General features: G+C 76.2%; 21 protein-coding genes. 8 read left to right on the top strand and 13 right to left on the bottom strand.

What is annotated here, in order from left to right:
- Nucleotides 1–43: 43 nt before the first annotated feature.
- The 6 genes from FHL79_RS04935 to FHL79_RS04910 form a co-directional block, all read right to left on the bottom strand.
- The gene (locus FHL79_RS04935; RefSeq protein WP_138757518.1) at nt 44–2314 is read right to left on the bottom strand and encodes a SpoIIE family protein phosphatase; all 2271 of its coding nucleotides are present in this window, start codon (nt 2312–2314) and stop codon (nt 44–46) included.
- Nucleotides 2305–3096 (bottom strand): alpha/beta fold hydrolase, encoded by a 792-nt coding sequence (locus FHL79_RS04930; protein ID WP_138757517.1) that lies wholly within the window; start codon nt 3094–3096, stop codon nt 2305–2307. Before FHL79_RS04930 ends, FHL79_RS04935 begins: the two co-directional genes overlap by 10 nt.
- A gap of 56 nt (nt 3097–3152) precedes the next feature.
- On the bottom strand, nt 3153–4403 hold the full coding sequence (locus tag FHL79_RS04925; RefSeq protein ID WP_138757516.1) for a cytochrome P450: 1251 nt from the start codon (nt 4401–4403) through the stop codon (nt 3153–3155).
- Nucleotides 4404–4440: 37 nt separating this feature from the next.
- Nucleotides 4441–6000, bottom strand: coding sequence for an SIR2 family NAD-dependent protein deacylase (locus FHL79_RS04920; protein ID WP_138757515.1), 1560 nt, complete (start codon nt 5998–6000; stop codon nt 4441–4443).
- A complete protein-coding gene (locus FHL79_RS04915) occupies nt 5997–6683 on the bottom strand; it encodes a phosphodiesterase (RefSeq protein WP_138757514.1) in 687 nt (228 codons plus the stop codon). The genes FHL79_RS04920 and FHL79_RS04915 overlap by 4 nt, the downstream gene beginning before the upstream one ends.
- Before the next feature lie 360 nt (nt 6684–7043).
- On the bottom strand, nt 7044–7691 hold the full coding sequence (locus FHL79_RS04910; protein ID WP_138757513.1) for a hypothetical protein: 648 nt from the start codon (nt 7689–7691) through the stop codon (nt 7044–7046).
- A gap of 189 nt (nt 7692–7880) precedes the next feature.
- Between FHL79_RS04910 and FHL79_RS04905 the strand changes: the two genes are divergently transcribed.
- Nucleotides 7881–8723, top strand: coding sequence for a DUF1206 domain-containing protein (locus FHL79_RS04905; protein WP_138757512.1), 843 nt, complete (start codon nt 7881–7883; stop codon nt 8721–8723).
- 40 nt (nt 8724–8763) lie between these two features.
- Entirely contained in the window at nt 8764–9627 is an 864-nt protein-coding gene (locus FHL79_RS04900) for a DUF1206 domain-containing protein (RefSeq protein WP_138757511.1), read from the top strand.
- An 11-nt stretch (nt 9628–9638) separates the two neighbouring features.
- Here the strand turns inward: FHL79_RS04900 and FHL79_RS04895 are convergent, their stop codons facing one another.
- Nucleotides 9639–10568: an alpha/beta hydrolase gene (locus tag FHL79_RS04895; RefSeq protein ID WP_138757510.1), complete on the bottom strand. Its 930-nt coding sequence runs from the start codon at nt 10566–10568 to the stop codon at nt 9639–9641.
- Between the two features lie 28 nt (nt 10569–10596).
- Nucleotides 10597–10947, bottom strand: coding sequence for an STAS domain-containing protein (locus tag FHL79_RS04890; RefSeq protein WP_138757509.1), 351 nt, complete (start codon nt 10945–10947; stop codon nt 10597–10599).
- Between the two features lie 348 nt (nt 10948–11295).
- Between FHL79_RS04890 and FHL79_RS04885 the strand changes: the two genes are divergently transcribed.
- A complete protein-coding gene (locus FHL79_RS04885; RefSeq protein WP_138757508.1) occupies nt 11296–11616 on the top strand; it encodes a hypothetical protein in 321 nt (106 codons plus the stop codon).
- A gap of 211 nt (nt 11617–11827) precedes the next feature.
- Nucleotides 11828–12208, top strand: coding sequence for a hypothetical protein (locus tag FHL79_RS04880; protein WP_138757507.1), 381 nt, complete (start codon nt 11828–11830; stop codon nt 12206–12208).
- A 73-nt stretch (nt 12209–12281) separates the two neighbouring features.
- On the opposite strand, the gene FHL79_RS04875 is transcribed toward FHL79_RS04880, so the two are convergent.
- Nucleotides 12282–13739, bottom strand: coding sequence for a tannase/feruloyl esterase family alpha/beta hydrolase (locus FHL79_RS04875; RefSeq protein ID WP_171058022.1), 1458 nt, complete (start codon nt 13737–13739; stop codon nt 12282–12284).
- A gap of 301 nt (nt 13740–14040) precedes the next feature.
- Nucleotides 14041–16989, bottom strand: coding sequence for a sacsin N-terminal ATP-binding-like domain-containing protein (locus FHL79_RS04870; RefSeq protein WP_138757505.1), 2949 nt, complete (start codon nt 16987–16989; stop codon nt 14041–14043).
- Nucleotides 16990–16998: 9 nt separating this feature from the next.
- Here FHL79_RS04870 and FHL79_RS04865 point away from each other — a divergent pair, with 9 nt between their 5' ends.
- Nucleotides 16999–17370 carry a Rossmann-fold NAD(P)-binding domain-containing protein gene (locus tag FHL79_RS04865; protein WP_218938328.1) on the top strand — a complete coding sequence of 124 codons (372 nt, stop codon included), beginning with the start codon at nt 16999–17001 and terminating at the stop codon, nt 17368–17370.
- A 6-nt stretch (nt 17371–17376) separates the two neighbouring features.
- Here FHL79_RS04865 and FHL79_RS04860 read toward each other — a convergent pair whose 3' ends face one another.
- The gene (locus tag FHL79_RS04860) at nt 17377–19755 is read right to left on the bottom strand and encodes a SpoIIE family protein phosphatase (RefSeq protein WP_138757504.1); all 2379 of its coding nucleotides are present in this window, start codon (nt 19753–19755) and stop codon (nt 17377–17379) included.
- Between the two features lie 139 nt (nt 19756–19894).
- On the opposite strand from FHL79_RS04860, the gene FHL79_RS04855 reads away from it, so the two are divergent.
- Together FHL79_RS04855 and FHL79_RS04850 are read left to right on the top strand one after the other, a co-directional pair.
- Nucleotides 19895–21433 (top strand): aldehyde dehydrogenase family protein, encoded by a 1539-nt coding sequence (locus FHL79_RS04855; protein WP_138757503.1) that lies wholly within the window; start codon nt 19895–19897, stop codon nt 21431–21433.
- Nucleotides 21434–21444: 11 nt separating this feature from the next.
- Nucleotides 21445–21717 (top strand): GMC oxidoreductase, encoded by a 273-nt coding sequence (locus tag FHL79_RS04850; RefSeq protein ID WP_171058021.1) that lies wholly within the window; start codon nt 21445–21447, stop codon nt 21715–21717.
- 61 nt (nt 21718–21778) lie between these two features.
- Here FHL79_RS04850 and FHL79_RS04845 read toward each other — a convergent pair whose 3' ends face one another.
- The gene (locus FHL79_RS04845; protein WP_138757501.1) at nt 21779–22840 is read right to left on the bottom strand and encodes a class I SAM-dependent methyltransferase; all 1062 of its coding nucleotides are present in this window, start codon (nt 22838–22840) and stop codon (nt 21779–21781) included.
- 135 nt (nt 22841–22975) lie between these two features.
- Complete coding sequence (locus FHL79_RS04840; protein ID WP_138757500.1) at nt 22976–24292, bottom strand: MFS transporter; 1317 nt, start codon at nt 24290–24292, stop codon at nt 22976–22978.
- Between the two features lie 72 nt (nt 24293–24364).
- On the opposite strand from FHL79_RS04840, the gene FHL79_RS04835 reads away from it, so the two are divergent.
- Nucleotides 24365–25363, top strand: coding sequence for a GlxA family transcriptional regulator (locus tag FHL79_RS04835; protein ID WP_171058020.1), 999 nt, complete (start codon nt 24365–24367; stop codon nt 25361–25363).
- The last annotated feature ends 302 nt before the right edge of the window (nt 25364–25665 follow it).

Raw genomic sequence — 25665 nt, 5'->3', positions numbered from 1 at the left:
CGGTAGCTGCACAGTCGGCACAGCGTGCGACGGGCGAGGGGCCTCAGGGGTCGCGGGTGAGGGCGAGCAGGGCGATGTCGTCGGCGCGGTGGGTGCCGGCCAGGTCGCCGAGCAGCCGGTCGCAGAGCTCCTCCGGGTCGGTCGTCACCCGTCGGTCAGCAGCAGCCTGCAGCCGGGCGAGGCCGGCGTCGAGGTCGCTGGTGCGGCTCTCCACCAGCCCGTCGGTGAACAGCACCAGCGTGGCGCCCCGGGGCAGCACCCCGGTCCACTCGACGGCGGGCGCCGGCGGGGCGCCCAGCATCCGGCTGGGCACCACCGGCAGGAACTCCGCGCGGCCGTCGGCCACCAGCAGCGGCGGCGGGTGGCCGGCCGAGGCGATGTGCAGCACGCCGGTGGGCAGGTCGAGGGTGGCGAACAGCGCGGTGGCCATCCGCTGCAGCCCGAGCAGCGGCCAGCTGGCCTGCAGCCGGTCGATGACCGCGGTCGGCGCCGGGCCCTCGACCAGCAGCGCCCGGTAGACGCTGCGCAGCTGCCCCATGGTGGCCGCAGCGGTGATGTCGTGCCCGACGACGTCCCCGACGGCGATGGCCACGTGGTCCCCCGGCAGCGGCGCGACGTCGTAGAAGTCGCCGCCGATCTCCACCCCGTGGGTCGCGGCCAGGTACCGGACGGCCACCGAGACGCCCGGGACCCCCGGCGGGGGTGGCGGCAGCAGGGTGGCCTGCAGGGTGTGCGAGGTGCGCGCCTCGAGCTCGAAGCGCTGCGCCTTCGCCATCATCAGCGACACCTGCAGCGCGAGCTGCTCGGCCAGCTCGACGTCGGCGGCGGTGAACGGCGCGCGCCGCCGGTCGGCCGACAGCGTCATCACGCCCAGCGACCTGCCCTCGGCCACCAGCGGCACGCTGATCACGCTGGACAGGTCCAGCGCGCGGACCGCGGCGAGCTCGGCGGGGTCCCGGACGACCTCGGCCAGCCACTCGTCGGGCAGGGACGGGAACCAGCGGGTGCGCCCCTCCTCCAGAGCCGCGCGGGCCGGTGCCGGCAGGTCTCGGAACGGCGGCGCCCACGCGCGCAGCTCCTCGACGTGCTGCTGCCGCGTGGGGTCACCGTGCCGGGCGACCACCCGGCTCATCCCGTGCTCCAGGACGAGGTCGAGCAGGCACATGTCGGCCAGCCGGGGCACCACCATCTCCGCGAGCCGCTCGACGGTCTCGGTCACACCGGTCGCGCGGGCCAGCAGCCGGGCGGCGTCGAGCAGGAACGTCGACCGCTCCGCCTGGCGGGCGGTCTCCTCGTGCAGCCGGGCGCGCTCCAGGGCCTGTCCCGCCTGGCGGCCCAGCGTGGCGAGCAGGTCGGCGTCGGCCTCGGACAGCGCGTGGTGCTCCCCCGGTTCGCTGAGCGAGATGAGCGCGCTCTCGTCCACCCGGCCGCGGGCGAGCACCATCGCGCCGAGGTGGTCGCCGTCGGCGATCACCGGGACGACGACGAGGTCGGTGCAGCCGGCCTTCTCGGCGGCCGCGGCCAGCTCCGGCCAGGCCGCCCGCAGCGCGTCGCCGACCGGCACGGTGCGCACCCCGGCACCGAGCACCGGCAGGACCCGGCCGGGAGCGGCGCCGCTGAGCTGGTGCAGCAGTTCGGGCGTCATCCCCTCGGCGGCGGCGAGCTCGACGGCCGGTTCCTCCCCGGGCCCGGGAGCGGTGCCCAGCAGCCAGAGCGCGGCACCGGCGGCCTGGACCGCCCGGCGGCTGCGGTGCACGACCACGCCCGCCGCGTCCGCGGTGGTGACCGCGGTGGCCAGCTCGGAGGTGAACTGCTGCAGGGTGCGCGAGCGCGCCTCGGACGCCTCGGCGGCCCGCCGGGCGGCGAGGGTCTCGCGCTCGTACCGGCGGCGGGCGGTCGCCTCGAAGAGGGTGACCCGGACCAGCACCGGCTCACCGTCGGGCCCCTGCACCTCCACGGCGTTCACCAGGCAGGGCAGCAGCGAGCCGTCGGCCCGGACGACGTCGAGCGCGACCTCGCGGACGGCGCCCTGCATCCGCAGCAGCGGCGTGAGGTGGGTGTCGTGGAACACCTGGCCGCCGACGCTGAGCAGGTCCCGCAGCCGGACCCGCAGCACCTCCTCGGCGGACTGCCCGATCCAGCTGCACAGCGTGCGGTTGACCTTGATGATCGTCCCGTCCGGCAGCGTGGACAGGTACCCGCACGGCGCGTTCTCGAACAGGTCGGCCGGGTCGTCCTCGAGCAGCTGCTGCACCTGGCCCCGGGCGTCGTCGTCGCGGCGCCGGTCCGTCGTGGGGGTCGGGGTCACAGCCACGCCCGGATGGCTGCGGTGGTCTCCTCCGGGGCGCTGAGGTGCGGGCAGTGCCCGGTGGCGGCCAGCTGCGTGAAGCGGGCGTCCGGGACCTGCTCGGCCACGTAGCGACCTGCCGACTCGGGGGCGATGACGTCCTCGGAGCACTGCAGCACCAGGCTCGGCACGTCGACGCCGGGCAGGTCGGCGCGGTTGTCGGAGAGGAAGGAGACGCGGGCGAACTGGCGCGCGACGTCGGGGTCGGTCCGGCAGAAGCTGTTGGTCAGCTCCTCGGTCAGCTCCGGCCGGTCCGGGTTGCCCATGATCACCGGGGCCATCGTCGTGGACCAGCCGAGGTGGTTGGCGTCGAGGTTGTCCAGCAGTTCTCTGATCTGCTCGCGGGTGAACCCGCCTCGGTAGTCGCCGTCGTCGACGTACCGGGCGCTGGGTCCGACCATCACCATGGCGCCGAACAGCTCCGGCGCCCGGGCATGGGCCAGCACGCCGATCATGGCGCTCACCGAGTGGCCGACGAAGATCGCGTCGGTCAGCTCCAGGTCACGCATGACGTCGACGACGTCGGCCGCGTACCCGTGCAGGGACTCGTACCGGACCGGGTCGTAGGCCGACAGGTCGGAGTTGCCGAAGCCGACGTGGTCGAAGGTGACCACCTGGTGGTCGACCGCGAAGTCGGGGGTGATGAACCGCCACATGTTCTGGTCACAGCCGTAGCCGTGCGCGAACACCATGGGGCGGGCACCGGCCGCACCACTCACACGGACGTCGTTCCGTGCGCGGACGTTCATGCTCGGAAGGTACGCGACCGCGCCGTTCCGAGACCACCCTTCGGGGGTCCTGCGGGTCAGCCCGGCCGGACGTCGCTGAGCACCACCCCGCTGGCCGGTCGAGCCGGGATCCGGCGCAGCGAGATGGTCAGGTCCTGGTCGGGCAGCCGGTACCCCAGCCGGGCCAGCCGGACGGCGAGCGACGCCAGCAGCGCGACCGTCACGTCCTCCCCCGGGCAGCGGTGCCCGGTGCGCGGGTCGCCGGCGCCCTGCGGCACCAGCTCCCACGGACCGATGTCGCGGACCCGGTCGCCGTCCCCGGTCAGGAACCGCTCGGGGCGGAAGGCGTAGGGCTCGGGGAACAGCGTGGGGTCGTGGGACTGGCCGAAGAGGTCCAGCAGCACCATCGAGCCGGCCGGCACCCGCTCGCCGTCCCACTCGACGTCCCGGGGTGCCCGGCCGCCGATGAACGGCGCGAACGGGTAGTAGCGGCGCACCTCGTGGGCGAACGCGGTGGCGTAGGCGCCCCCGGCGCGCAGCCGCTCGCGGTCGGCCGGCCAGCGGTGCAGCGCGTGCGCGGCGAAGCCGATGAACCAGCTGACCGCCACGGTGGGCCGGATGACGTTGAGCACCTCGACGGCGGCCACCCGCGGCTCGAGGAGCTCGCCCTCGGAGTCGCGGTGGGTGGCGACGACGTCGAGGACCGAGCCGGCCGCCGCGGTCCGTTCGCCGGCGCGCAGCGCGTCGACGATGCCGGCCAGCCACGCCTCACGGCGCTGCCGCACCCGCCGGGCCCGCCAGTGCCGTGGCGCGCCGGTGGCGAAGCCGTCGACCAGCGTGGTCAGGTCAGCGGCGAGGGCGGGCAGCTCCTCGTCGGACACCGGGACGCCGGCCCAGTCGCACACGCCCCGGGTGAGCACCCGGGCCGCCTCGTCCATGAGCACGACCTGCGGCTGGTGCGCCCAGCGCGGCACGGCGTCGTCCCAGGCCGCGCCGACCCGGTCGACGAGGTCCGCGGTGCCGCTGTCCATCAGCAGGTGCACGAACATCGCCTTGCGCACCCGGTGCGGCTCGCCGTCCAGCGTGTGCACCGCACCGTGGCCGAACAGGGTGCTGACCACCGGCTCGGGGAGGGCGCCGCTGCGCCGGACGTGGTCCTCGTCGTAGAGGAACCGCGCCCCGGCCGGGCCCTCCACCCCGAGCGTCCGGCGCACCCCCAGCAGCCGGGTCTGCACGGTGTCCCGGCCCGCGGTGCGCCGGCGGTCGGGCAGCCAGGCGTAGCCCTTGGCGAGCATGGGGAGGGACTGGTCGAACCGGGGCCGGCGCATGCGGTGTGCACTGCCCGCCGGGCGGTGCGGGAAACGGTCAGCCGTCGCCCCGGCCGAGCTCGCGGAGCAGCCGCAGCACCTCCTGGCCGGCCCAGCTCCGCCCCGCCCCGCCGCCGAGCGCCGCCGCGGCGTCGGTCAGCGCGTCGGCCAGCGCGGTCTCCTCCTCGTCGAGCAGCCCGCGGTAGGCCGGGTCGAGCAGGTAGCCGGTCGGCCGGCTGGCGAGGCAGCCGAGCAGGTCCAGCAGCACCTCGAGCCGGCGGGCCGCCTCGGCCGGGGGGACGTCGGCGGCCTCCGCGGCGCTCGTCATAGCCACCGTCTCGACGTCCCGTTCCCACAGCCGGGCGCGCACCGGGTCCTCGCGCAGCGCCAGCACGGTGCCGCTGCGCCGCCGGTCCGCGGACTCGGGCACGTGCAGCACGCTGCGCACCTGGTGGGCGATCCGGATCAGGTCGTCGTCCAGCATCGAGGTGCCGACGAACAGCACGTGCCGGGTGAGCAGCAGCGACTGCAGGACGCCGGCCAGGGCGCTGCGGTGGTCACCGAACTCCAGGTACTGCTCGCGGGTGAGCACGACGCTGTCCGGGTGGGCGGCGTCGCCGTGCAGCTTGAGCAGCCAGGGCACGCCCGGCGCGGGCTCGTCGAAGGGCAGCACCCGCATCGGCCGGCCGATGTCGGCGGCGGCCAGCTCCACCAGCGGGTCGTAGTTGGTGGTCACGAACTCGCGCACCGGCAGCGCGGCGACCAGCGCGTGCGCCAGCGAGTAGGAGCCCGGGCCGAAGCGCTCCTGCACGTAGGCGGCCAGCTCGTCACGGCCGAGCACCCGGGCCAGCAGGGCGGCGGCGTCCTGCGGCGGGAGGCCGGACAGCCCGGCGCGCGAGCCGTCGTCCAGGCCGGCGCGGACGGCGAGCTCCGCGAGCAGCTGCTCCCAGGTGGGCAGCCCGGCCGCGGCGCTGACGCCGGCGCCGAGGAAGACGGCCAGCTCCCCCTCGCGGGCCCGCCGGCCCAGGTCCTCCGCGAGCCCGTCCAGCGCCTCGGGCAACCGCCAGCCACCGCCGTCGCCCCGCCGGACCCGCTGGGCCGCGGCCAGGTCGCTGGGCCGGCGGAGCACCAGCGCGATGTCGTAGCCGTGCTCGTCGGCGGCCTGGCGGAGCACCGGCAGCAGCTGCTGGAGCAGTGCGCCGCGCTGTCCGGCGGCCCCACCCCAGCCGGTGCCCAGCGCCGGGAGCCCGACCAGCCGGCGGGCCCGCCCGTGCGCCGGTGCGGCGACCTCGCGGCGGGCGACCGCGGCCAGCACCTCGCGGGCGCCGTCGAGCAGCCAGCTGAGGCCCCGCTCCCCGTCCCGGGAGCCGTCGCGGTCCACGGTGTCGACCAGCCAGGCGCGCCGGTCGCCGCAGCCGGGCACCTCGTGCACCCGTTCCTCGCCCCGCCAGGTACCGGCCACGCACGCCCCGTCCTCGTCCTCCGCCCGGACGGCGTCCGCCGGCAGCAGCGGGACCCAGCTCGCGGTCACCCGCCGGGACCGGTCGGTGGGGATGACGACGTCGTCGCAGGACAGCCGGGTGAGGTCCGCGCCGACGACGAAGACGTGACCGCTCACCGCAGGCCGGTCTCCAGCGCGACCCCGCGGGCGGCGCGGGCCGCCGCGTACGCGGGACGGCGGAAGCGGGCGAGCGGGCCGTCGGCAACCAGGCCCGGGGGTGCGTGCTGGACGGCGTCGAAGGGCAGCTCCGGGTCCGGCGGTGTGCTCGGCTCCCCCAGCGTCACCGTGCCGAAGGGCTCCCACGGTCCACGACCGACCGCGGCGGAGAGCGTGACGACCCGGCCGGGCGCGGCCGCGGCGAGCCGGTCGACGGCGGTGGGCAGCGGGCCACCGGTGGGGTCGGCGGCCAGCCAGACCGGCCCGCCGGCGCTGCGGTAGGCCATGATCGAGCCGTAGCTGGTCGCCGCGTCGCGGCGCAGCACCGGCACCCGCCGGCTCCACCGCCCGCGGCCGGTGGAGGACAGCAGCAGGTCGACCGGGTGCTCCCCCGGCACCCGGAGCGCGAAGCCGAGCAGGTCCGGCAGCGCCGGGGGCAGCCCGGCGCCGCGGGAGACCCGGACCAGGACGTCGTCGCGGCCGGTGGCGTCCAGCCACGGGATGCCGGCGGCCAGCCCGGAACGCTGCAGCACCGCGGCGAACAGGGTGCCCCGGGGGTGCATCGGCTTGGCGCCGCGGACCCGGGTCAGCGCGGCGATGGGGACGGCGACCAGCCGGCCGGCGGCGTCCATGAGGTCTGCCATGTCTGCCGGGGTTACCCCGGGGAGGTCAGGTCACTCCTGCGGGCGCCCACGTACCGGCGCCTCGTCGCGCGCGGTCGCGGGCCTCGGTGCTCAGTCCTCGGTGCTCAGTGCCGGGTGGTGCCGCAGTCGGTGCACCGCTTGCGGTCAGCGGCGTTGGTGTACCTGCAGTTGTCGCAGGTCCACACCGTGCGTTCGATGGTGCGCATGTCCCCTCCTCCGTGCCGGGCCGGCGGTCGCGGCCGCTGTGCCGGTGGTCCGGGATCGCCGGCCACCGCACACCCGACGGTAGGTCGGTCGCATGTCGGGGAGGTGTCCGGCACGGAACGACTGGAGGACGCGCGCCCCTCAGCGAGCGCCCCGTCAGCCGAGCGCGCCGCAGCCCCCCGCGCCGCAGGCGCAGCCACCGCACCCGGCCGCCACCGGCGCGGGCTCCGGCCGGCGGGCGATCCGGGCCAGGCCGGCGGCCCCGGCGAGGTTGGCCAGCCCCAGCGCCGCCACGACGACGCCGACGACGACCCGCCCGGCCGAGAGCAGGGCGTCGGTGCCGGCGAGCAGCCCGAGCGCGAGGGCGGCGACGGCGACGGCGACGGCGACCGCGGCGCCGGCCCACGCGGCGCGGCGGGCGGTCACCGCGGCGGCCAGCACCGGCAGCAGCAGGACGACGGCGGCGACGAGGCCCCAGCCGGCCGTGGTCGCCGACACCAGCCCCAGTGCGGCGAGGACGAGCCCCACCCAGACGGCACCGGCGCCGAGGACCGCGCCGGACCGCTCGACCTCACCGGCGCGGGCGCTGCGGAGCAGCGCGACGCCGCGGACGACGGCGAACAGGCCCAGCGCCGCCAGCAGCAGCCGCGGCCCGACCCCCGACCAGGTCAGTGCCAGCACACCGAGCACGAGCAGGGCGGCACCGAGGGCGGCCATCCGCGGCCAGGTCGACCGGGCCTGCTGCGGCGTGGGCGGGGCGGCGGGGGTCCCGGCCAGCCGGCCGGCGGTCACGGCGTTCGTCACGCACCCAGTCTCCCCCACCGGTGAGCACACCACCCAGGCGCACCGCCCGGCCCGCGCGCGGCACCCGGTCGGCTGACGCCGCGCTCGTCCGGCGCGCACCCGACCTGCGGCTGTGCCAATCTGAGCGGCCACGGGGACGCGAGCACCGGATCCGGGCGCCGTCCGCTCCCGCGACCGAAGGGACCCACCGTGACCAGATCGGGCACCTCGTCCAGTGCCGACCGGGCGGGCGACAGCGACGCGTTGGAGGACCTGGCCCGCGTCGGGCTGATCGCCTACGGCGTCGTCCACCTGCTGGTGGCCTGGCTGGCCCTGCAGCTGGCCTGGGGCGGGGGCGGGGGCGGCGGCTCGGCCGACCAGTCCGGCGCCATGGCCACCCTCGCCTCGAAGCCGTTCGGCAAGGGGCTGCTGTGGGTCCTGGCGATCGGGCTCGTCGCGCTGGCCCTCTGGCAGCTGGCCGAGGTGCTGCGGCAGCGCTCGCGGCTGCGCGGCTCCGGCGACGCGAAGAAGAAGGCCGCCGTGAAGACCGCCAAGGCGGTCGCCAAGACCGTCGTGTACCTGTTCCTCGCCGTCACCGCCTTCCGGTTCGCCACCGGTGGCGGCCAGTCGAGCGGGCAGCAGCAGCAGTCGGCCGTGGCCGGGGTGTTCAGCTGGCCGGCCGGCCGGTTCCTGGTCGGCCTCGCCGCGCTGGTGGTCATCGGCGTGGGCATCTACCACGTGCACAAGGGCATCACGAAGCACTTCATGGAGGAGATCGACACCGCGCAGGCCACGGCGGGCCAGCAGCAGGTGATCGAGCGGCTCGGCCTCGTCGGGTACCCGCTGAAGGGGGTCGCGCTCGCCCTCGTGGGCGGGCTGCTCGGCTGGGCGGCGATCACCTTCGACCCGGCGAAGGCCAGTGGCCTGGACGGCGCCATGCGGACGCTGCTGGACGCCCCGTTCGGCAAGGTGCTGCTCACCGTCGTCGCGTTGGGCATCGCGGCGTTCGGCGTCTTCTGCCTCTTCCGGGCCCGGTACCCCGAGCGCACCTGACCGCCGTGCGGGCGCGCCCGGGGTCGGGCACGATCCCGGGGTGACCGCCGTCCTGCAACGGGTGCACGACGCCGTCGCCCGCGCCCGCGAGGTGACCGACCACCCGGTGCTCACCCACCTGGCCCGGGTCGGCCTGGTCGCCTACGGCGTCCTGCACGTGCTGATCGGCTGGCTCGCCTCCCGGGTCGCCTGGTCCGCCGGTCCCCGCGCCGAGGACGCCGACCAGACCGGTGCGCTGCAGACGGTGGCCGGCTCCCCCGGCGGCCGGGTGCTGCTGTGGGTGATCGGGCTGGGCATGCTGGCGCTCGCGCTGTGGCAGGCCGGTGAGGTGCTGCGCGTGTGGACCGGCCTGCTGCGGCCGGCCCGCCGGGTGCGCACCGCCGTGGTCTGCGCCAAGTGCGGGGCCAAGGGCACGGTGTACGCGGTCCTCGGGGTCACCGCGCTCTTCTTCGCCGTGGGCGCCGAGTACGACGCCGCCGACCGGTTCCGGGAGCTGACCGACGAGGCCCTGGAGATCCCCGGCGGAGCGGCGGCCGTGGTCCTGGTCGGGGTCGGGGTGGCCGCCGTCGGGACGTACACGCTGGTGCGCGGGCTGACCGGCGGCTTCATGAAAGACGTCGACCTGGCCGCGGCCCCCGACCGGTGGGAGCCGCTGATCGAGCGGATCGGCTCGGTGGGCTACGTGGCCAAGGGCATCGCCTTCGCCGTCTCCGGTGGGCTGCTGGTCTACGCCGCGGCCACCGAGGACGTGTCGACGGCGACCGGGCTGGACGGCGCGATGCACGCGATCGCCGGCGTGCCGACCGGGCGGTGGCTGCTCACCGCCGTCGCGGTCGGGTTCGCCGCGTTCGGCGTCTACGCCCTGGCCCGGGCGCGCTTCCCCGACCGGGACCCCGCCACCTGAGCGAGGACCGCTCAGTCCCCATCGAGCAGGACGGCGGCGCGGGCGAGCACCTGCACCAGCGCCGCCTCCGCGGCCGGCGCGAGGGCGCCCAGGTGGGCGAAGCCGTGCGGCATGTCCGGCAGGTCCAGCCACTCGGCGCGGGTGCCGGCGGCGGTGAGCGCCTCGGCGTAGGCCCGCCCGGAGTCGCGCAGCGGGTCGACCCCGGCGGTGACGACCAACGCGGGCGGCAGCCCGGCGAGGTCGCCCTCCGCCGGGCTGATCCGCGGGTCGCCGAGGTCGGTGCCCTGCGGCACGTAGCTGCGGGTGTACCAGCCCATGTCGGACAGGGTGAGGAACGGCAGGTGGCCGAAGGCCTGCACCGAGGGCTGGTCGGCGCCGCGGGAGACGTTCGGGTACAGCAGCAGCTGCGCCGTCGGCTGCGGACCGCCGGCGTCCCGGAGCTGCTGGCAGGCGACCGCGGCCAGGTTGCCGCCGCCGCTGTCCCCGGCGACCGCCACCCGCCGCAGGTCCCCGCCCAGGTCCGCGGCGTGGGCCAGCGCCCACCGGGTGCCGGCGACGGCGTCGTCGACGGCGGCGGGGAACGGGTGCTCGGGAGCGCGGCGGTGCTCCACGGCGAGCACCACCGCGGACAGGCCGTCGGCCAGCCTGCGGGCCAGCCCGTCGTAGTCGGCGACGCTGCCCAGCGTCCAGCCGCCGCCGTGGAGGAAGACGACGGTGGCGCCCCGGGCGGTGGCGGGCCGGTAGACCCGCGCGGGGAGCCCGCCGTCCAGGACGAGGTCGTCCACGTCCACCTCCGGCGCCCCGGCGAGCCCGGCGGCCAGCAGCTCGCCGAACCTGTGGCGGGCGGCGTCGAGGCCGACCTCGCGGGCCGGTGTGGTGGGCAGCGCGGGCAGCAGCGCCGCGAGCTGGGGGTGGAGCTGGGGAGGAACGCCGTCGACCATCCGGCCATCATGGCCGGCCGGGGCCCCCTCAGTCGGCGTCGACGACGGTGAAGACGCTCCACAGGCCGGTGATCTGCAGCGGGCGGACGACGGCGCGCGCGCTGCCGCAGCGCATCTGCAGCACCCGCCCCGCGGCCACGGCAGCCCGGTGCGCGGTCGCCAGCGCGGACAGCCCCGCGGAGTCGAGGAAGGTGACGCCCTGCAGGTCGACCTCCACGGCCGAGGAACCCGGCCGGGCCACGACCTCGAGCAGGCAGTTGCGCAGGCCCGGGGCGGTGGTGGAGTCGACCTCGCCGCTGACGCGGACGACGGTGCCCGACGAGCTGGTCGCGGCGCGGACGTCGATGCGGGTGGGGTCCATGTCGATGGATGCGGTCATGGGGACCTCCGGCTGGCCGTCGTGACCGGTGGCACCTGCCACCAGTCTCGTGCGCCGGGCATCGGGTGCCCGGTCGCGGCTGGTGGTTGAACCGCGAACAGGACGTTAGAGACGACATCGGTGGTGCACAAGGGGTCGTCGGCGTGGCGGCCGCGCCACGCCGTCGCGTCCCCCTCGATGTCACCGGCGTGTCACCCTCAGACCGCCTCCGCCACCGCCACGACCACCGCGAGCTCGGCGACCTGCTCGTCCCAGGTCAGCGCGCGAGCATGCCCGACGCCCGCCGCCGACGGTCGTCCTCACCGGCCGTCGTCCCGGTTGCACAGGGAGGGCGCGGATACTGGGGGCATGTCGAAGCGGACCGTCGTCGCCGGAGCTGTCTGGGTCCTCCTCTCCGTGCTGGCGTTCCTCGTCGACCCCGTCCTGGGCGCCTGCGTGCTGATCTTCGGTGGCATCGGCGTGGTCGTCGTCCAGCTGGCGAGCAGCTGGGACGAGCACCCGGACTTCGCCGCCCGCGAGCTGGTCCGGGCCCGCAAGCGCAAGCAGAAGTGGGAGCGGGACGCCGGCAAGCGGGAGAAGGACGCCGCCCGGTACGCCGCGCACCAGGCCCGCCAGGCGGAGAAGGCCCGGGCGGCGCAGGAGCGCGGCGCCGACGAGCGGGCGTCCTGAAAACCCCTCGACGGCCGCCCCGGGCCGCCGCTACCGTCCTCCCCATGGGCGACACCTCGCTGCGGCTGCGGCTGCGCACCTCCTGAGCTGACCCGCGGGCCCCGGCCCGCCGTCCGCCGGTCCCCTCGTGACCGGGCGCGACCGCTCTCCCCCGTTCCCCGGCGTGCCCGCCGGACGTCGCGGGTGCCCTCACCCCTGCTGGAGGTCCTCCATGTCACGCCCCACCCCTGCCCTCGACGGCCCTGCCGTCGCCGCCCGCGCCCAGCTCCCCGAGGACGACCGGGCCGACTTCGACCGGCTCGCGCACGCCGTCCTCTCCGCCCCGGGAGCGACCAGGCAGCCCGCGCTCGGCGCGGTCCTGCGCAGCCAGCTCCCCGGCACCGCCGGGGTGCGCTGGCTGCACGCCGAGGGCCTGTCCCCGATGTCCCGGGCGTCCGCGCTGACTGCCGAGCACTGGGTGTCGCTGTTCACCGCGTGGCGGTCGCACGAGCAGGCGCCGAGGTCGACCGGCCGGTCCGGTGGCCACGGTCCGCGCGCGGACAGCCGGCACGGCCACGCCCCCGGCGCGCAGGCTGCTCCCCGCTGGTTCTGAGCGCAAGGACCCCCTCGGCCGGGATCCGGGGGTCACCGGGCGGGACCTGCCCGCCGGTGCCCCCGGCTCCCGGTCAACGGACGGCGGGTTCCATCTCCGTGCCGCGGACGCAGCGGTAGCTGCCGGCGTCGGCAGGGTCGCCGTGCCCGACCAGCCGCGCGACCTTCGGGTAGGCGCACAGCGGGCGGGTCTGCACGACCGCCCCCGAGGCGTCGACCGCCTCCGCGTCGATGGTCCGCGGCGCGTTCCCGTGCTCGACCCAGTCGACCAGCGCCTCGAACTGGCCGACCGGCTGCGGACCGGCGCCGCCGCCGCAGTGGCCGACGCCCGGGGCGAGGAACAGCCGGAGGAACTCCTTCGTCCGCCCCGGTCCCATCGTGTCCTGGACCCGCTCGACGTAGTCGACGGTGCCCTGGAACGGGACGCCGAAGTCGGCCGCGCCGTGCCACAGCAGCGCCTTGCCGCCGGAGTCGGCGAACGCGGACAGGTCGGGGTCGTCAGCGGAGAACACCGCCGAGTACATCTCGACCGACTGCTGGAAGAACGCCTCGTAGCCGGCGTAGGTCAGCGTCCGCCAGTCCCAGTCCGGGTCCTGGGCGAGGAACAGGCCGATCCACCACAGGTCGTACTGGAACGGCTTGCCCACCAGCTGGCCGTCGACCACCTCGGTGTCGTTGAGCCCGGCGTACGGGGTGCCCGGCGCCTGGCCGTACCAGAGGAACTGCCCGTCCTGCGTGCGCGGGCCCTCGGCGATCCGGCGCATCACCTCGACGTCGGCCGCGGTGATGTCGCCGCACGGTGTCGCGGTGCCGACCAGCGTGCCCAGGTCGAAGGAGCAGCCCAGCGGGTCGCCGATCACGCCGTCGACCACGCCGTCCCCGACGGTGTCGCAGGCCGCGACGGTCGCCCGGAGAGCAGCGTCGAACTTGCACGGGGCGACCGGGTTGGCCTCCTCGAGCATCACGACCTGGCCCCACATCTGGGCGATCTGCAGGCGCGAGTAGTTGATGACGGGAGCACCGGCCAGCACGCCGTCGTAGTCGTCGGGGTAGCGCTGCGCCTCCATCAGGCCCTGCCGGCCGCCGGTGGAGCAGCCGTTCCAGTACGAGTACTCCGGCCCGGTGCCGTAGAACGCGGCGATGACGGCCTTCGCGGTGACGGTCATGTCGCGCACGCCGCGGTAGCCGAAGTCCTCGATCGCCGGCCAGTTCAGCGTCCGGTCGGGGTTCAACGCGAAGTCGGCCGTGGCGCCCGCGTGCCCGGCGTCGGTGGCCGCGGTGGCGTAGCCGTCGCGCAGGGGGGTCAGCAGCGAGTCCGGTGAGCCGCCGCGGAACCCGCCGCCGCCCATCGCCTGGAACCGGCCGTTCCAGGTGTCCGTGGGCAGGTGCACCCAGACGGTCACCGCGTCCCCGGCCGGCGGGTGCGTGACGGTCAGCGTGACCCGGCAGGACGCCGGCGTGGTGGCGTCACCCGGGTCGGCCACGGCCGAGGTGACGGTGGTGTTCGGCAGGGCCAGCCGAGCGGTGCTCACCTCCGCACAGCCGACGGGTGGTGGAGCCCCGCCTGCCGGTGGTGTGGCGCTCGCGGTCGGCGCCACCACCACGCCCATGCCGAGTGCGACTGCCGCCGCTGTCGCCAGCGCCCGTCCGGTCCAGCGGGTCCGGTGCCTCATCCGCGTGCCACCCCTCGAGCTCGTCCTCGGGACTCAGCTGCACCGGAGCAGGTCGCTGGGACGTCCCCGAGAGGTGCTCCCTGTGCGTCGACCGAGTGCCGGCTGAGGGAGTCTCGCACGTGGCTGTGATCTGCACCACGAAACCGCGGGAGCCGGTTCCTCAGCCGACGGCGTCCTCGCCGGCCAGCTCGGCGGCCCGCTGCGGGTGGGCGAACGCCTCGGCGAGCGCCTGCCTCAGCGGCCAGACCCCGGACCGCCAGGCCAGCGCCCGGCCCAGCGCCGCGGGTGAGCCGTCCACCGCGTCCGGCTCGCCGGGCCACCAGGAGACGGTCCGGCCGCCGGTCACGGTCAGCGTCGGGTGGACCGCGACCGACCCGGGCAGCTCGGGCAGGCCGAGCCGCGCCGCGGCCAGCCCGGCCCCCGGCACCTCGGCCCACCCCACCGTGCGCGCGGCCCGGCTGGTCACCCGCGCACGGCCGGCCTGCTCGCTGGCCAGCGGCAGGTCGAGCAGGTCGGCGACCGGACCGGACGCCCCGCCCGCCGGGACGACGGCGGCCGGGACCAGTGGCTGCAACCAGGGCGCGTCCAGGACCACCGCCTCGTCGCTCACCCGGCCGGGCGCGACCCGCACCCGGCGCGGGGGCTCGACGTCGACGTCGGCCAGCGCGGCGGCCAGGTCGGCGTACACGGTGCGCAGCACCGCCGGGCCGACCGTCCGCGCGGGGTCGCCGAGCCGGTCGAGCAGGTCGAGGGCGTCCTCGACGTCGGCCAGCACGTCGGCCACCGTCGCCGGCGGCCGCAGCAGGGCCAGGACGTCGGCCGGGAGCTCGGGCACCGGTTCGTACAGTCCCAGCAGCTCGACGCTGTCAGAGGAGCGCAGCCGGTCGGGCCGGGTGCCACGGAGCACCGGGGACGTGCGCAGCCACCAGCGCAGGTAGCCCGGGACCACGGTCCCGCCGAGGTCGACGTCGGCGAGCGCGGCGGCCGGCAGGCCGGCCAGCAGCGGCAGCGCGCGGTCCCAGTCCCGGACCAGCTCCAGGTCGCGCACCGCGGTCAGCGGCGGCCAGACCGGCGGTGGGGCGTCGGCGGGCAGCCGGTCCAGGACGGCGTCCAGCCACTCGTCGACCCGGTCGACGTCGAGGTCGTCGGGGTCCTCGGCGGTCAGCAGCGCGAAGGTGTCCAGCACCCCCACGGCCCGCAGCGCGGCGACGTCCTGGCCGGCGGCGAACTCGGGGTCCAGCGCGCCGAGCGCGGCGGGGGCCAGGACGTCGGCCAGCGGCGAGCCCGGGCGCACCAGCTCCCCGGCCGGCGCCCAGCCGCCGTCGTCGTCGGGCAGCGCCAGCTCGGCCAGCCACGGCAGCTCCCCGGGCGCCGTCCCGGCGGCGCCGACCAGGGTGAGGACGGCGACGGCCAGCGGCTCGACGTCCACGCCGTCGTCGGCCTCGTCCAGCGAGTTCTCCACCGCCGCCCGCACGTCGGGATCGGCGAGCACGGCGGCGGCGGTCGCCGGGCGGGCGCCCAGCCGCTCCAGCACCCGGCGCGCCGGGCCGGCCGCCGCAACCGGGTCGGCGATGCGCAGGCCGAGCGGGGCCAGCCGGTCGGCGGGCAGCGAGGCGTCGGTCAGCAGCACCCCGGCCGGGCTCTGTGCCGTCCGGCCGTCGGCCAGCGGCACCGGGAGGGCCGCGAGCTCGTCCCGGTCGCCGCTCTCCAGCGCGGCGTACAGACCGGCCCACCACCCCGCCGGCCGCTGCACGCCGCGCACCGCCTCCACCACCTCGGCCAGCCCGGCGCGGCGGACGCCGAGCGCGCTGAGCACCGTCGCGTCCGACCGCCGGGACCACGCGGCCGGCAGCAGGCCGGGCAGCACCCCGACGAGCGCGGCGACCCGCTCGTCGGTGGGGTCGTCGAGGGCGACGGCGCGGTCCGGCCGCAGCGGTGCCTCCTCCGGGTCGGCGGGCGGCAGCCAGGCCGCGCCACGGATCCGGTCCAGCACGGCGCGGCACAGCACGGCGTCCAGCTCGGCGGCGGCGAGGCCGGTCCGGGGCACGAGCCGGAGCAGGACCGGGTCGGCCGGCAGGTCCGCGAGCAGCTCGGCGTAGCCGTCGGCGGCCACCTGCACCAGCGCGTCGGTGACCGGGCCGGGTGCGACGTGCCGCCGGTCGGGACCGAGCGGGAACGGCGCGATCAGCCGGGCGGGCAGCGAGAGCGGCTCGTCGCTGGGCGTCGGGGCGTGCACCACCTGCCGGCCGGTCAGCGGGAGCGGGACGTCGTCGGAGACCGGGACGGCCCAGGTGACGGTGTAGCCGCGGCGGTCCCGCTCCTCCACCGGTCGGTCGGCGAACAGCCGCTCGGGCAGCTCGCCGGAGCGCTGGACGACCCGCCACGTCGTCGTCCGGTCCCCGTCGCCGAGCACCACGTCCGCGGTCGGACCGGGCCGCGAGGTCAGCGTGCGGACGGCGCCGTCGAGGTCGACGTCGATGCGGGTCAGCGCCGGGAGGGCGAGCAGCAGCTCGGCGTCCAGGCCGCCCAGGGCGGCGCGGACCTGCCCGGCCGTGCCGGCCCGCAGCGGCAGGACGACCTCGGTGTCGAAGCCGGCGGGTGGGGTGCCGTCGGCCGGGAACGGCAGCCGGAGGACCGGGACGGCACCGCCCCGGCGGGCCACCTCGTCGGCGAGGGCGGGCACGGCGGCGACGGCGGCCCGGGTCCCCTCGGCGCTGAACCGGACCGAGCGGCCGGTGGAGACCACGGCCGGCTGGTCGCTGACGGCCAGGACGGCGGAGAACCCGACGCCGAACCGCCCCACGGAGTCGCCCGCACCCCGTTTGGCCGAGGCCCGCAGGCTGGCCAGCGCCTGGACGCCGTCGTCGTCCAGCGGGGCGCCGGTGTTGGCCGCGCGCAGGACGTCGCCGTCCAGCTGCAGCCGCAGGGAGCCGGGGACGCCGGCCCGGGCGGCGGCGTCGGCGGCGTTCTGGGCGAGCTCGACGAGCAGCCGGTCGCGGTAGCCGCCGAGGACCAGGTCCTCCTCGGCGTTCGCGTCCTCCCGGAAGCGGGCCGGGGCGTCGGTCCAGGCGGCCAGCACCCGGCGGCGCAGCTCGGCGGGGTCAGGCACCTGCGCAGCATGCCCGACCGGCGGGGGTCAGTCGGGGAGCGCGTCCGCCGCGAGCCGCTGCCGGCCGTCCTCGCTGGACAGCCGCTGGTGTGGATCGGCTCGTCGAGCACCCGGGGCGGCGCCCCGCCGTTCCTGGCGCCGTACTCCGCGGCGGCGAAGGCGGCTCTGGACGCCCTGGCGGTCTCCTGCGCCGGCGAGCTCGTCCGGTTCGGGGTGGACACGGCGATCGTCGTGCCCGGCGCGTACCCGTCAGGCACCCACCACTTCGCGCACGCCGGGCACCCGGCCGATCCCGACCGGGCGGTCGCCGACCGGATCCGGGTGGAGTTCTTCCGCCGGATCGGCCTGGACGACCTGCTCACCCCCGGCAGCGCCCGCTGACCGCGGTCACCGCAGCGCGCTGTGCTCCTCGGGCAGCCGCCCCGAGCCGGCCGACGGCGGCCGGGGCCGGTCCTCCGGGTGCGCCCGGATCGCCAGCAGCGCGACGTCGTCGTCGACCCGGCCGGCGAGCTCGGCCAGCACCCGGTCGCACAGCTCCTCGAGGTCGAGGTGGCGGAGCTCGCGGAGCAGGTCACCGAGCCAGCGCACGCCGTCGTCGAGCGGGACGCCGCGGCGCTCGATGAGCCCGTCGGTGTAGAGCAGCACCGTCGAACCCGGGGCCAGCTCCCGCGCGTGGTCGTGCCGGGGGCGCTCCGGGTCGACGCCGAGCAGCAGGTCCGCCGGGCGTTCCAGCACCTCGATGCTGCCGTCGGGCTGCACCAGCAGGGGTGCCGGGTGCCCGGCGTTGGACCAGCGCAGCACCCGGGCCCCGCGGGCGGCGTCGGCGGCGGTCTGCTCGACGGTCGCGAGCACCGCGGTGGCCAGCGTGCCGATGTCCAGGTCGCGCATGGCGGCGTCCAGCCCGGTGAGCACCTCGGACGGCCTGCCGCCGCTGTGGTGGGCGACCCCGCGGAGCACGTTGCGCACCTGGGCCATCGCGGCGGCCGCGTGGCTGTCGTGGCCGGTGACGTCGCCGATCACCAGCACGGTGCGCCCGTCGGAGAGCAGGAAGCTGTCGTACCAGTCACCGCCGACCTGGGCCTGGCGCGCGGCGGGGAGGTACCGGACGGACAGCTCCAGGTGGTCGGGCTCCGGCGGGTCGGAGAGCAGGCTGCGCTGCAGTGCCTCGACCGTGCCGGCCAGCGCGTTGAGCGCGGTCCGCTCGGCCGTCCGGGTCTGCAGCCGGTCCAGCGCCTGCGCGGCCTGGGCGGCGAAGGCGACGACGACCTCGAGGTCGGCAGGACCGAAGAGCTGCGGGTCGGCCCAACCGACGGTCAGCGACCCGAGCAGCCGGCCACCGCTCTCCAGCGGGACCGCGATCCACGCCTGGCAGCCGGTGTCGGTGATGACCTGGGCCATGTCCGCGGTCAGCGCGCGGGACTCCGCCCCGTCGTGCAGCACCACCGGTCGACGGGTGCGCGCGGCGATGCTGGCGGGGAGCGGACCGGCCACCGGGATCAACCCGTAAGTCTGCTGGGTGTCCTCCCCCAGCCCGTCGGTGATCGCCAGCCGGAGCATCGCCGGGTCGTCGGGGTCGCTGATCGCCACCGCGCCGCCCTGGGCACCGAGCACCGCGAGGCCGCGGTCCACCACGGTCGCCGTCAGCTCGTGGACCGACTCCGCGCGTCCGAGCGCCAGGGCGAGCTCGGCGAGCGCGGTCAGCTGCCGGGCGCTGCGGAGCTCCGCCTCGCGGGTCTGGATGCGGTCGAGCGCCTGGCTGCACTGCGCGGCGAACGCGACCAGCACCTCCACCTCGGCGGGGACGAAGGCCTGCGGCTCGTCCCAGACGACGGTCAGCACGCCGATGTCCCGGGTCGGGGTGCGCAGCGGCAGGCTCGCGTAGGCCACTCCGCCGGTGGCCTCGACGACGCCGGCCATCTCCGGGGCGAACCCGAGCGACGCCGCGCGGTCGGGCAGCAGCACCGGCCGGCCGGTGCGCGCCGCGACGCTGACCGGGAGCGGCCCGTCGAGGGGCAGCAGCTGGTAGGTCTGCTGGGTCCGTGGGCCGCCCAGCTCCCCGGAGACCACCGACCGGAGCACGTCGCCGTCGCGGACCGCCACGGCCCCGCCGGGTGCGCCCACCACGGCCAGCCCGCCCTCGGTGACCACCGAGACCAGGTCGGCGACGGTCTCCGCGCCGGCCAGCCGCCGCGCCACCCCAGCGAGGGCGGTGAGACGCCCGGCGCTGGCGGCCTGGGCTGCGCGGGCGTCGGCGAGCTCGAGGCCGCGGGCGTAGAGGTCGGACTCGACCTCGAGGACGCGCCGCTGCAGGTCGGTGGGGTCGTCGACGCCGATGCGGCGCTGCTCGACCACGTAGTCGGTGATGTCCTCGGCCCGCTGCACCAGGTAGGCGCAGCGGCCCTCGGCGTCCAGGACCGGCGTGCTGATCAGGCTCCAGAAGCGTTTGCTGAAGCCCCCCGTGCCGTCGGGGATGTCGTACTCCTGCACCGGCATGGTGTCCGGCCGCCGGGTGTCCCGGGCGCGCTCCAGGGAGGCCTGGACCTTGCCGACCCCGCCGTCGGCCTCGCTGTCGGACGGGTTGCCCAGGAACGCCTCGAAGACCGGCCGGCCGACGAGCTCCGCGCGGGTACGCCCGGTGGTGGCCAGGTAGGCGTCATTCGCCTCGACGATGACCAGGTCGGGCGTCATGACCAGGAAGGACGTCGGCAGTGCGCCGAACACCGCGGCCAGGTCGATCCCGCCGTGCGCTGCCCCGGCCTGCTCCACGTGCCTCCGCCTCCCGCACCCGACAGCCGGGCGCACCGCGCGAGGGTATCGGTCACCCCTGACCGGTCGCGTGCCAAGGAGTTGGGCACCAAGCAGGCGCGGACGCGGACCGCACTACCGGCCGGTAACCTGCCGTGCCATGCCGCTCAGCGAGGAGTTGGACAGCGTCTCGGCCACCACCGCCGGGACCGTGGACCGCCACTCCACCCAGCAGACCTTCGAGTCCACGAACCCGGCCACCGGCGCCGTTGTCGGGGTCTTCCCGGTGCACGACGCAGACACCGTCCGGGAGACCGTCGCCCGGGCGCGGGTCGCCGCCGAGCGGTGGGCCGCCCTCGGCTTCGCCGAGCGCCGGCTCCGGCTCGCCGCCTACCGCGGGTACCTGGCCCGGCGGGTGCACGAGCTCGCAGAGCTGGTGCACCGGGAGAACGGCAAGCCGCACGCCGACGCCGTCCTGGAGATCACCCTCGCCGTCGACCACCTCGCCTGGGCCGGCGCGCACGCCAGGAGGACCCTCGGTCCGCGCCGGGTCAACCCCGGCCTGCTCGCCGCCAACCACGCCGCCTCCCTGGAGTACCAGCCGCTGGGCGTCGTCGGCGTGATCGGGCCGTGGAACTACCCGGTGTTCACGCCGATGGGCTCGATCGCCTACGCGCTGGCAGCCGGCAACGCCGTCGTCTTCAAGCCCAGCGAGTTCACCCCGGCCGTCGGCGCGTGGCTGGCCGGGGCCTGGCGGGCCGCCGTCCCCGACGTGGCCGACGCCTTCCAGCTCGTCACCGGGTCCGGGGAGACCGGCGCGGCGCTGTGCCGGGCCGGCGTCGGCAAGCTGGCCTTCACCGGCTCGGCGGCGACCGGACGGAAGGTGATGGCCACCTGCGCCGAGACGCTGACCCCGGTGCTCATGGAGTGCGGCGGCAAGGACGCGATGATCGTCGACGACGACGCCGACATTGTTGCCGCGGCCGACGCCGCGGTGTGGGGCGGGATGAGCAACGCCGGGCAGACCTGCATCGGCATCGAGCGGGTCTACGCGACCAGCGCCGTCTACGACCGGTTCGTCGCCGAGGTCACCAGGCAGGTGGCCGACCTGCGCCCGGGTTCGGACGACGAGGCGACCTACGGCCCGATGACCATGGCCAGCCAGGGCGACGTCGTCCGCCGGCACCTGGACGACGCCATCGGCGCCGGCGGGCGGGCCGCGACCGGCGGCACGCTGGACGGCGGCTACATCGCCCCGACCGTGCTGCTCGACGTCCCCGAGACGTCGACAGCGGTCACCGAGGAGACCTTCGGGCCGACGATCACCATCGCGCGGGTGGCCGACGCCGAGGAGGGCCTGCGCCGCGCCAACGCCACCTCGCTGGGCCTGGGCGGCTCGGTGTTCAGCGGCTCGACCGCGAAGGCGATGGACCTGGCCCGCCGGATGCGCAGCGGCATGACGTCGATCAACTCGGTGCTGACCTTCGCCTCGGTGCCCTCGCTGCCCTTCGGCGGGGTGGGCGACAGCGGCTTCGGCCGGATCCACGGCGAGGACGGGCTGCGCGAGTTCACCCGGGCCAAGGCGATCACCCGCCAGCGCTTCCCGCTGCCGGTGGACCTGATGAGCTTCAGCCGCCCGGCCGCCGCCGCCAACGTGCTCGCCCGGGTCATCGGCATCGTGCACGGCCGCCACCGGTGACCAGGGCAGAAGTGGCCACTTCTGCCCTGGACGAGTTCGACGTCGTCGTCGTCGGTGCGGGGTCGGCGGGCTGCACGCTCGCCGGCCGGCTGACCGAGGACCCCTCGCTGCGGGTGCTGCTGCTGGAGGCCGGCGGCATCGACCGCCTGCGGGTGGTCGACGCCTCGGTCATGCCGACGCTGGTGCCCGGCAACACCAACGCCCCGACGATCATGATCGCCGAACGGGCGTCCGACCTGATCAGAGCCGCCGTCGGAACCACGGCCTCCGCCGTCCCCGCTTGAACCCAGCCGGTCTCGGCGCCGAAACCCCGGTCGGGGTCCGGCGCCGAAACCGGAGGCGGGGCTACGGGCGGGCCTCGAAGACGAGGTTGAACGGGGTCTCCGCGACCCGGGCGAACCGGGTGAAGCCGGCGTCGGTGACCACCCGCCGGATCGCCGCCTCCCCCGCCTGGGCCCCCAGCGCGTAGCCGCCGGGCTGCGACCTCGCGTTGGGCAGGCAGAGGAACGTCGAGGCGCTGTAGAAGACGCGACCCACCGGGTTGAGGTTGTCCGCCGGGTCGTCGGCTGCCATCGGCTCCACGATCATCCAGCTGCCGTCAGGAGCCAGCGCCTGGAGCACGTGCCGGGCGGCCTCCAGCGGGTCACCCATGTCGTGCAGGCAGTCGAACGACGTCACGAGGTCGAAGTCGCTGCCACTGAACGTCTGCGCCGTCGCGACCTCGAAGCTGACCCGGTGGCCGACGCCGGCATCGGCCGCGCGCTTGCGGGCCAGCTCGATCGAGCCATCGTGGTAGTCCGAGCCGGTCACGTGCGCGGCCGGGTACGCCTGGCCGAGCAGCACGCTGGAGGCGCCCAGGCCGCAGCCGATGTCCGCGACCGACCCACCCGCCTGCAGCTTCGCCTCGACCCCGTCGAGTGCGGGCAGCCAGCTGGTCGTGAGGTTCGCGTGGTAGCCCGGGCGGAAGAACTGCTCGGTGCCGACGAACACGTCCCCGTCGTGCTCGTGCCACCCCATGCTGCCACCGGTCCGGAACGCCTCGGTGATCCGCGGCTCCGCGCGCAGCGCGCCCAGCGTGAGCAGGAACGCCCCCGGAACGTAGACCGGGTTGTCCGGGCTGGTCAGGCAGAAGGCCTGCTCCTCGGTCATCGAGTAGGTCTCCTCGTTGGCTCCGGCGTCCCGGGTGACGTAGCCACCGGCCGCCTGCCCGCGCAGCCACTCAGTGATGTAGCGGGGATCGGTCGCGGTGCGCTCCGCCAGGCCGGCCGGCGTCGCCGGCCCCTGCGCCAGTGCGGCGTAGAGCCCCAGCCGGTGACCGACGACGACGTTGCCCGCCGCCATCGCGGCTCCCAGGTCACCGACGAACCGGTGCAGGAAGTCCATCACCTTGTCCTGGTCGACTGCCATGGTCGTCTCCTCGCGTGGGATGGCGGGTCGACGGAGCCCCCGGCGCCAGGCTCGCTCACGGGTGTCGGGCGTCTCCCCGACCCCGCCATGCTGCTCGCCCACCGCACCCACCGGAAGGGTGTCCGGCGCCCCGGCTCAGCCGTGGGCCTGGTCGGCGGCGGCGGGGACCGGCTCGACCGGCAGCGTGGTCTCTGGGGACGACGGCCGGCGGCGGATGGAGATCGACAGCGCCGCGGCGACCACGCAGAGCGCGGCTGCGCCGTACCAGGCGCCGTCGTAGGAACCGGTGACGTCGCGGATGACGCCGGCACCGAACGCGGCCAGCGCGGCACCCACCTGGTGGGAGGCGAAGACCCAGCCGAAGACGACCGGCGCCCGGGCACCGAAGTACTGCCGGCACAGCGCCAGCGTCGGCGGCACGGTGGCCACCCAGTCCAGGCCGTAGAAGACGATGAAGGCGATCATCGAGGCCTGGATGTCGGTGCCGAACAGCTGCGGCAGCAGGAACAGCGACATCCCGCGCAGCCCGTAGTAGGCCAGCAGCAGCACCCGCGGGTCGGCCCGGTCGGTGAGCCAGCCGGAGAAGATCGTGCCGGCGACGTCGAAGACCCCGACGATCGCCAGCAGGCCGGCCGCGGTGGTCACCGGCATGCCGTGGTCGTGCGCGGCGGGGATGAAGTGCGGCTGCACCAGGCCGTTGGTCGAGGCGCCGCAGATGAGGAAGCCGCCGGCGAGCAGCCAGAACGGCCGGGTGCGCACCGCCTCGGCCAGCCCGCGCAGCGCGGTGCGGGCCGGGTTGCCGCGGGCGGGCTCGACGTCGTCCTCCGGCGTGCCGCCGTAGGGCGCCACCCCGACGTCGCGGGGTCGGTCCCGGAGCAGCCAGGCGACGAACGGCGCGACCGCGAGCGCCGCCGCTGCGGTGCCCAGCGCCGCCGGGCGCCAGCCCCAGTGCTCGCTCACCCAGGCGACGAGCGGCAGGAAGACCAGCTGCCCGGTGGCACCGGCGGCGGTCAGCACGCCGGACACCAGCCCCCGGCGGGCCACGAACCAGCGCCCGGTGACCGTCGCGACCAGTGACATCGCCATCGAGCCGGTGCCCAGCCCGACGAGCACGCCCCAGCAGAGGACCAGCTGCCAGCTCGCGGTCATGAAGACGGTCAGCCCGCTGCCGACGGCGACCACCAGCAGCGCGGCGACGACGACCCGGCGGATGCCGAAGCGCTCCATCAGCGCGGCGGCGAACGGCGCGGTGAGGCCGTAGAGAGCCAGGTTGATCGCGACGGCCAGCGAGATGGTCGACAGCGACCAGCCGAACTCCTCGTGCAGCGGGTCGATGAGCACACCCGGCACGGCACGGAACGCGGCGGCGCCGATCAGCGCCAGGAAGGTCACCGCGGCGACCCACCACGCAGGGTGGATCCGGGACGTGCGGGTCGGCAGCGCGGTGGTCACGGAGCAGATCCTGCCGGGCACCGCAGGCGCGCAACCAGTGGCCGGGAAGCCAGCATGTGCAACGATCCGGCCATGCCCGACTCCGCCGTCCACGAGGTCGCCGTCCTGGCCATGGACACGACCGTCGCCTTCGAGCTCGGGCTGCCGCACGCCTTCCTCGGCGGCGCGGTCGACGCCGCGGGGCGCCCGCTGTACCGGGTCCGGGTCGCCACGGTGGACGGCGGCCCGGTGCGCACCAGCGCCGGCTACGCGGTGCTGCCCGACCACGACCTCCGCCTGCTGGAGACGGCGGACACCGTGGTCGTCCCGGGCGTCTACGGCGGACCGCAGTCCGACGGCGTCCTCTCCCCCGCCCTGACCGACGCGCTGACCCGCGCGGCGACGCACGCCCGGATCGTCTCGATCTGCACCGGCGCCTTCGTGCTCGCGGCCGCCGGGCTGCTCGACGGCCGCCCGGCCACCACGCACTGGATGCACGCCGCCGCCTTCTCCGGCTTCTTCCCGCAGGTGCGCCTGGACCCCGACGTGCTCTTCGTCGACGACGGCGACGTGCTCACCTCGGCCGGCAACGCCGCGGGCATCGACCTGCTGCTGCACGTCGTGCGCCGTGACCACGGCAGCGAGGTGGCCAACAGCGTCGCCCGCCGGCGGGTGGCCTCGCCGTGGCGGGACGGCGGCCAGTCGCAGTTCATCGAGCGGCCGCTGCCCGACCCCGCAGGGACCGGGACGGCGGACACCCGCGCCTGGGCGATGACCCGGCTGGGCGAGCCGCTGACCCTGGCCGAGCTGGCCGGGCACGCCCGGATGAGCGTGCGCACGTTCACCCGGCGGTTCCGCCAGGAGACCGGGCTGAGCCCGCAGCGCTGGTTGACCCAGCAGCGGGTGGCGCTGGCCCGGCACCTGCTGGAGTCGACCGACACCCCGGTCGAGCGGGTCGCCGACGAGGCGGGGTTCGGGACCACCGCGTCGCTCCGCCAGCACCTGCACGCCGCGATCGGGGTGGCGCCGCTGACCTACCGGCGCACCTTCCGCGGGTCCGCGCCGACCGGCGCAGCGGCCACCCCGATGTGACGAGCGCCTCCGTGGCGTCCCTGCGCAGCACGGCCCCGCTCTGGCAGAGTGGGGATCACCGGCGCCGCCCCCCGCTCAATCCGAGAGCGGGTGGACTCGACGTCGGCGCGAGGCAGCGCCACGGAGGCGCGCCGGCGACCCGACGTCCGACCCCGACGTGCGAAGCGGCCCCTGACGGGTGCCCCGCGCCCGGTGGATGAACGGTGGCCACCGGACTGTTGAGGAACGACGTATGACTTCCAGCCAGTACACCCCTGCCCACAACGACGGCGCTGACCACCCGCGCCGTCGTTGTGGGCAGG

Source organism: Modestobacter altitudinis (assembly GCF_005930475.1).
Taxonomy (GTDB): domain Bacteria; phylum Actinomycetota; class Actinomycetes; order Mycobacteriales; family Geodermatophilaceae; genus Modestobacter; species Modestobacter altitudinis.
This window is presented reverse-complemented; position numbering and strand designations above follow the sequence as displayed.

What these genes read in the sequence shown, in the direction of transcription:
- FHL79_RS04930 (WP_138757517.1), bottom strand. Translation starts at nt 3,096, where the DNA reads ATGAACGTCCGCGCACGGAACGACGTCCGTGTGAGTGGTGCGGCCGGT.
- FHL79_RS04925 (WP_138757516.1), bottom strand. Translation starts at nt 4,403, where the DNA reads ATGCGCCGGCCCCGGTTCGACCAGTCCCTCCCCATGCTCGCCAAGGGC.
- FHL79_RS04915 (WP_138757514.1), bottom strand. Translation starts at nt 6,683, where the DNA reads ATGGCAGACCTCATGGACGCCGCCGGCCGGCTGGTCGCCGTCCCCATC.
- FHL79_RS04895 (WP_138757510.1), bottom strand. Translation starts at nt 10,568, where the DNA reads ATGGTCGACGGCGTTCCTCCCCAGCTCCACCCCCAGCTCGCGGCGCTG.
- FHL79_RS04890 (WP_138757509.1), bottom strand. Translation starts at nt 10,947, where the DNA reads ATGACCGCATCCATCGACATGGACCCCACCCGCATCGACGTCCGCGCC.
- FHL79_RS04885 (WP_138757508.1), top strand. Translation starts at nt 11,296, where the DNA reads ATGTCGAAGCGGACCGTCGTCGCCGGAGCTGTCTGGGTCCTCCTCTCC.
- FHL79_RS04880 (WP_138757507.1), top strand. Translation starts at nt 11,828, where the DNA reads ATGTCACGCCCCACCCCTGCCCTCGACGGCCCTGCCGTCGCCGCCCGC.
- FHL79_RS04865 (WP_218938328.1), top strand. Translation starts at nt 16,999, where the DNA reads ATGCCCGACCGGCGGGGGTCAGTCGGGGAGCGCGTCCGCCGCGAGCCG.
- FHL79_RS04855 (WP_138757503.1), top strand. Translation starts at nt 19,895, where the DNA reads ATGCCGCTCAGCGAGGAGTTGGACAGCGTCTCGGCCACCACCGCCGGG.
- FHL79_RS04845 (WP_138757501.1), bottom strand. Translation starts at nt 22,840, where the DNA reads ATGGCAGTCGACCAGGACAAGGTGATGGACTTCCTGCACCGGTTCGTC.
- FHL79_RS04835 (WP_171058020.1), top strand. Translation starts at nt 24,365, where the DNA reads ATGCCCGACTCCGCCGTCCACGAGGTCGCCGTCCTGGCCATGGACACG.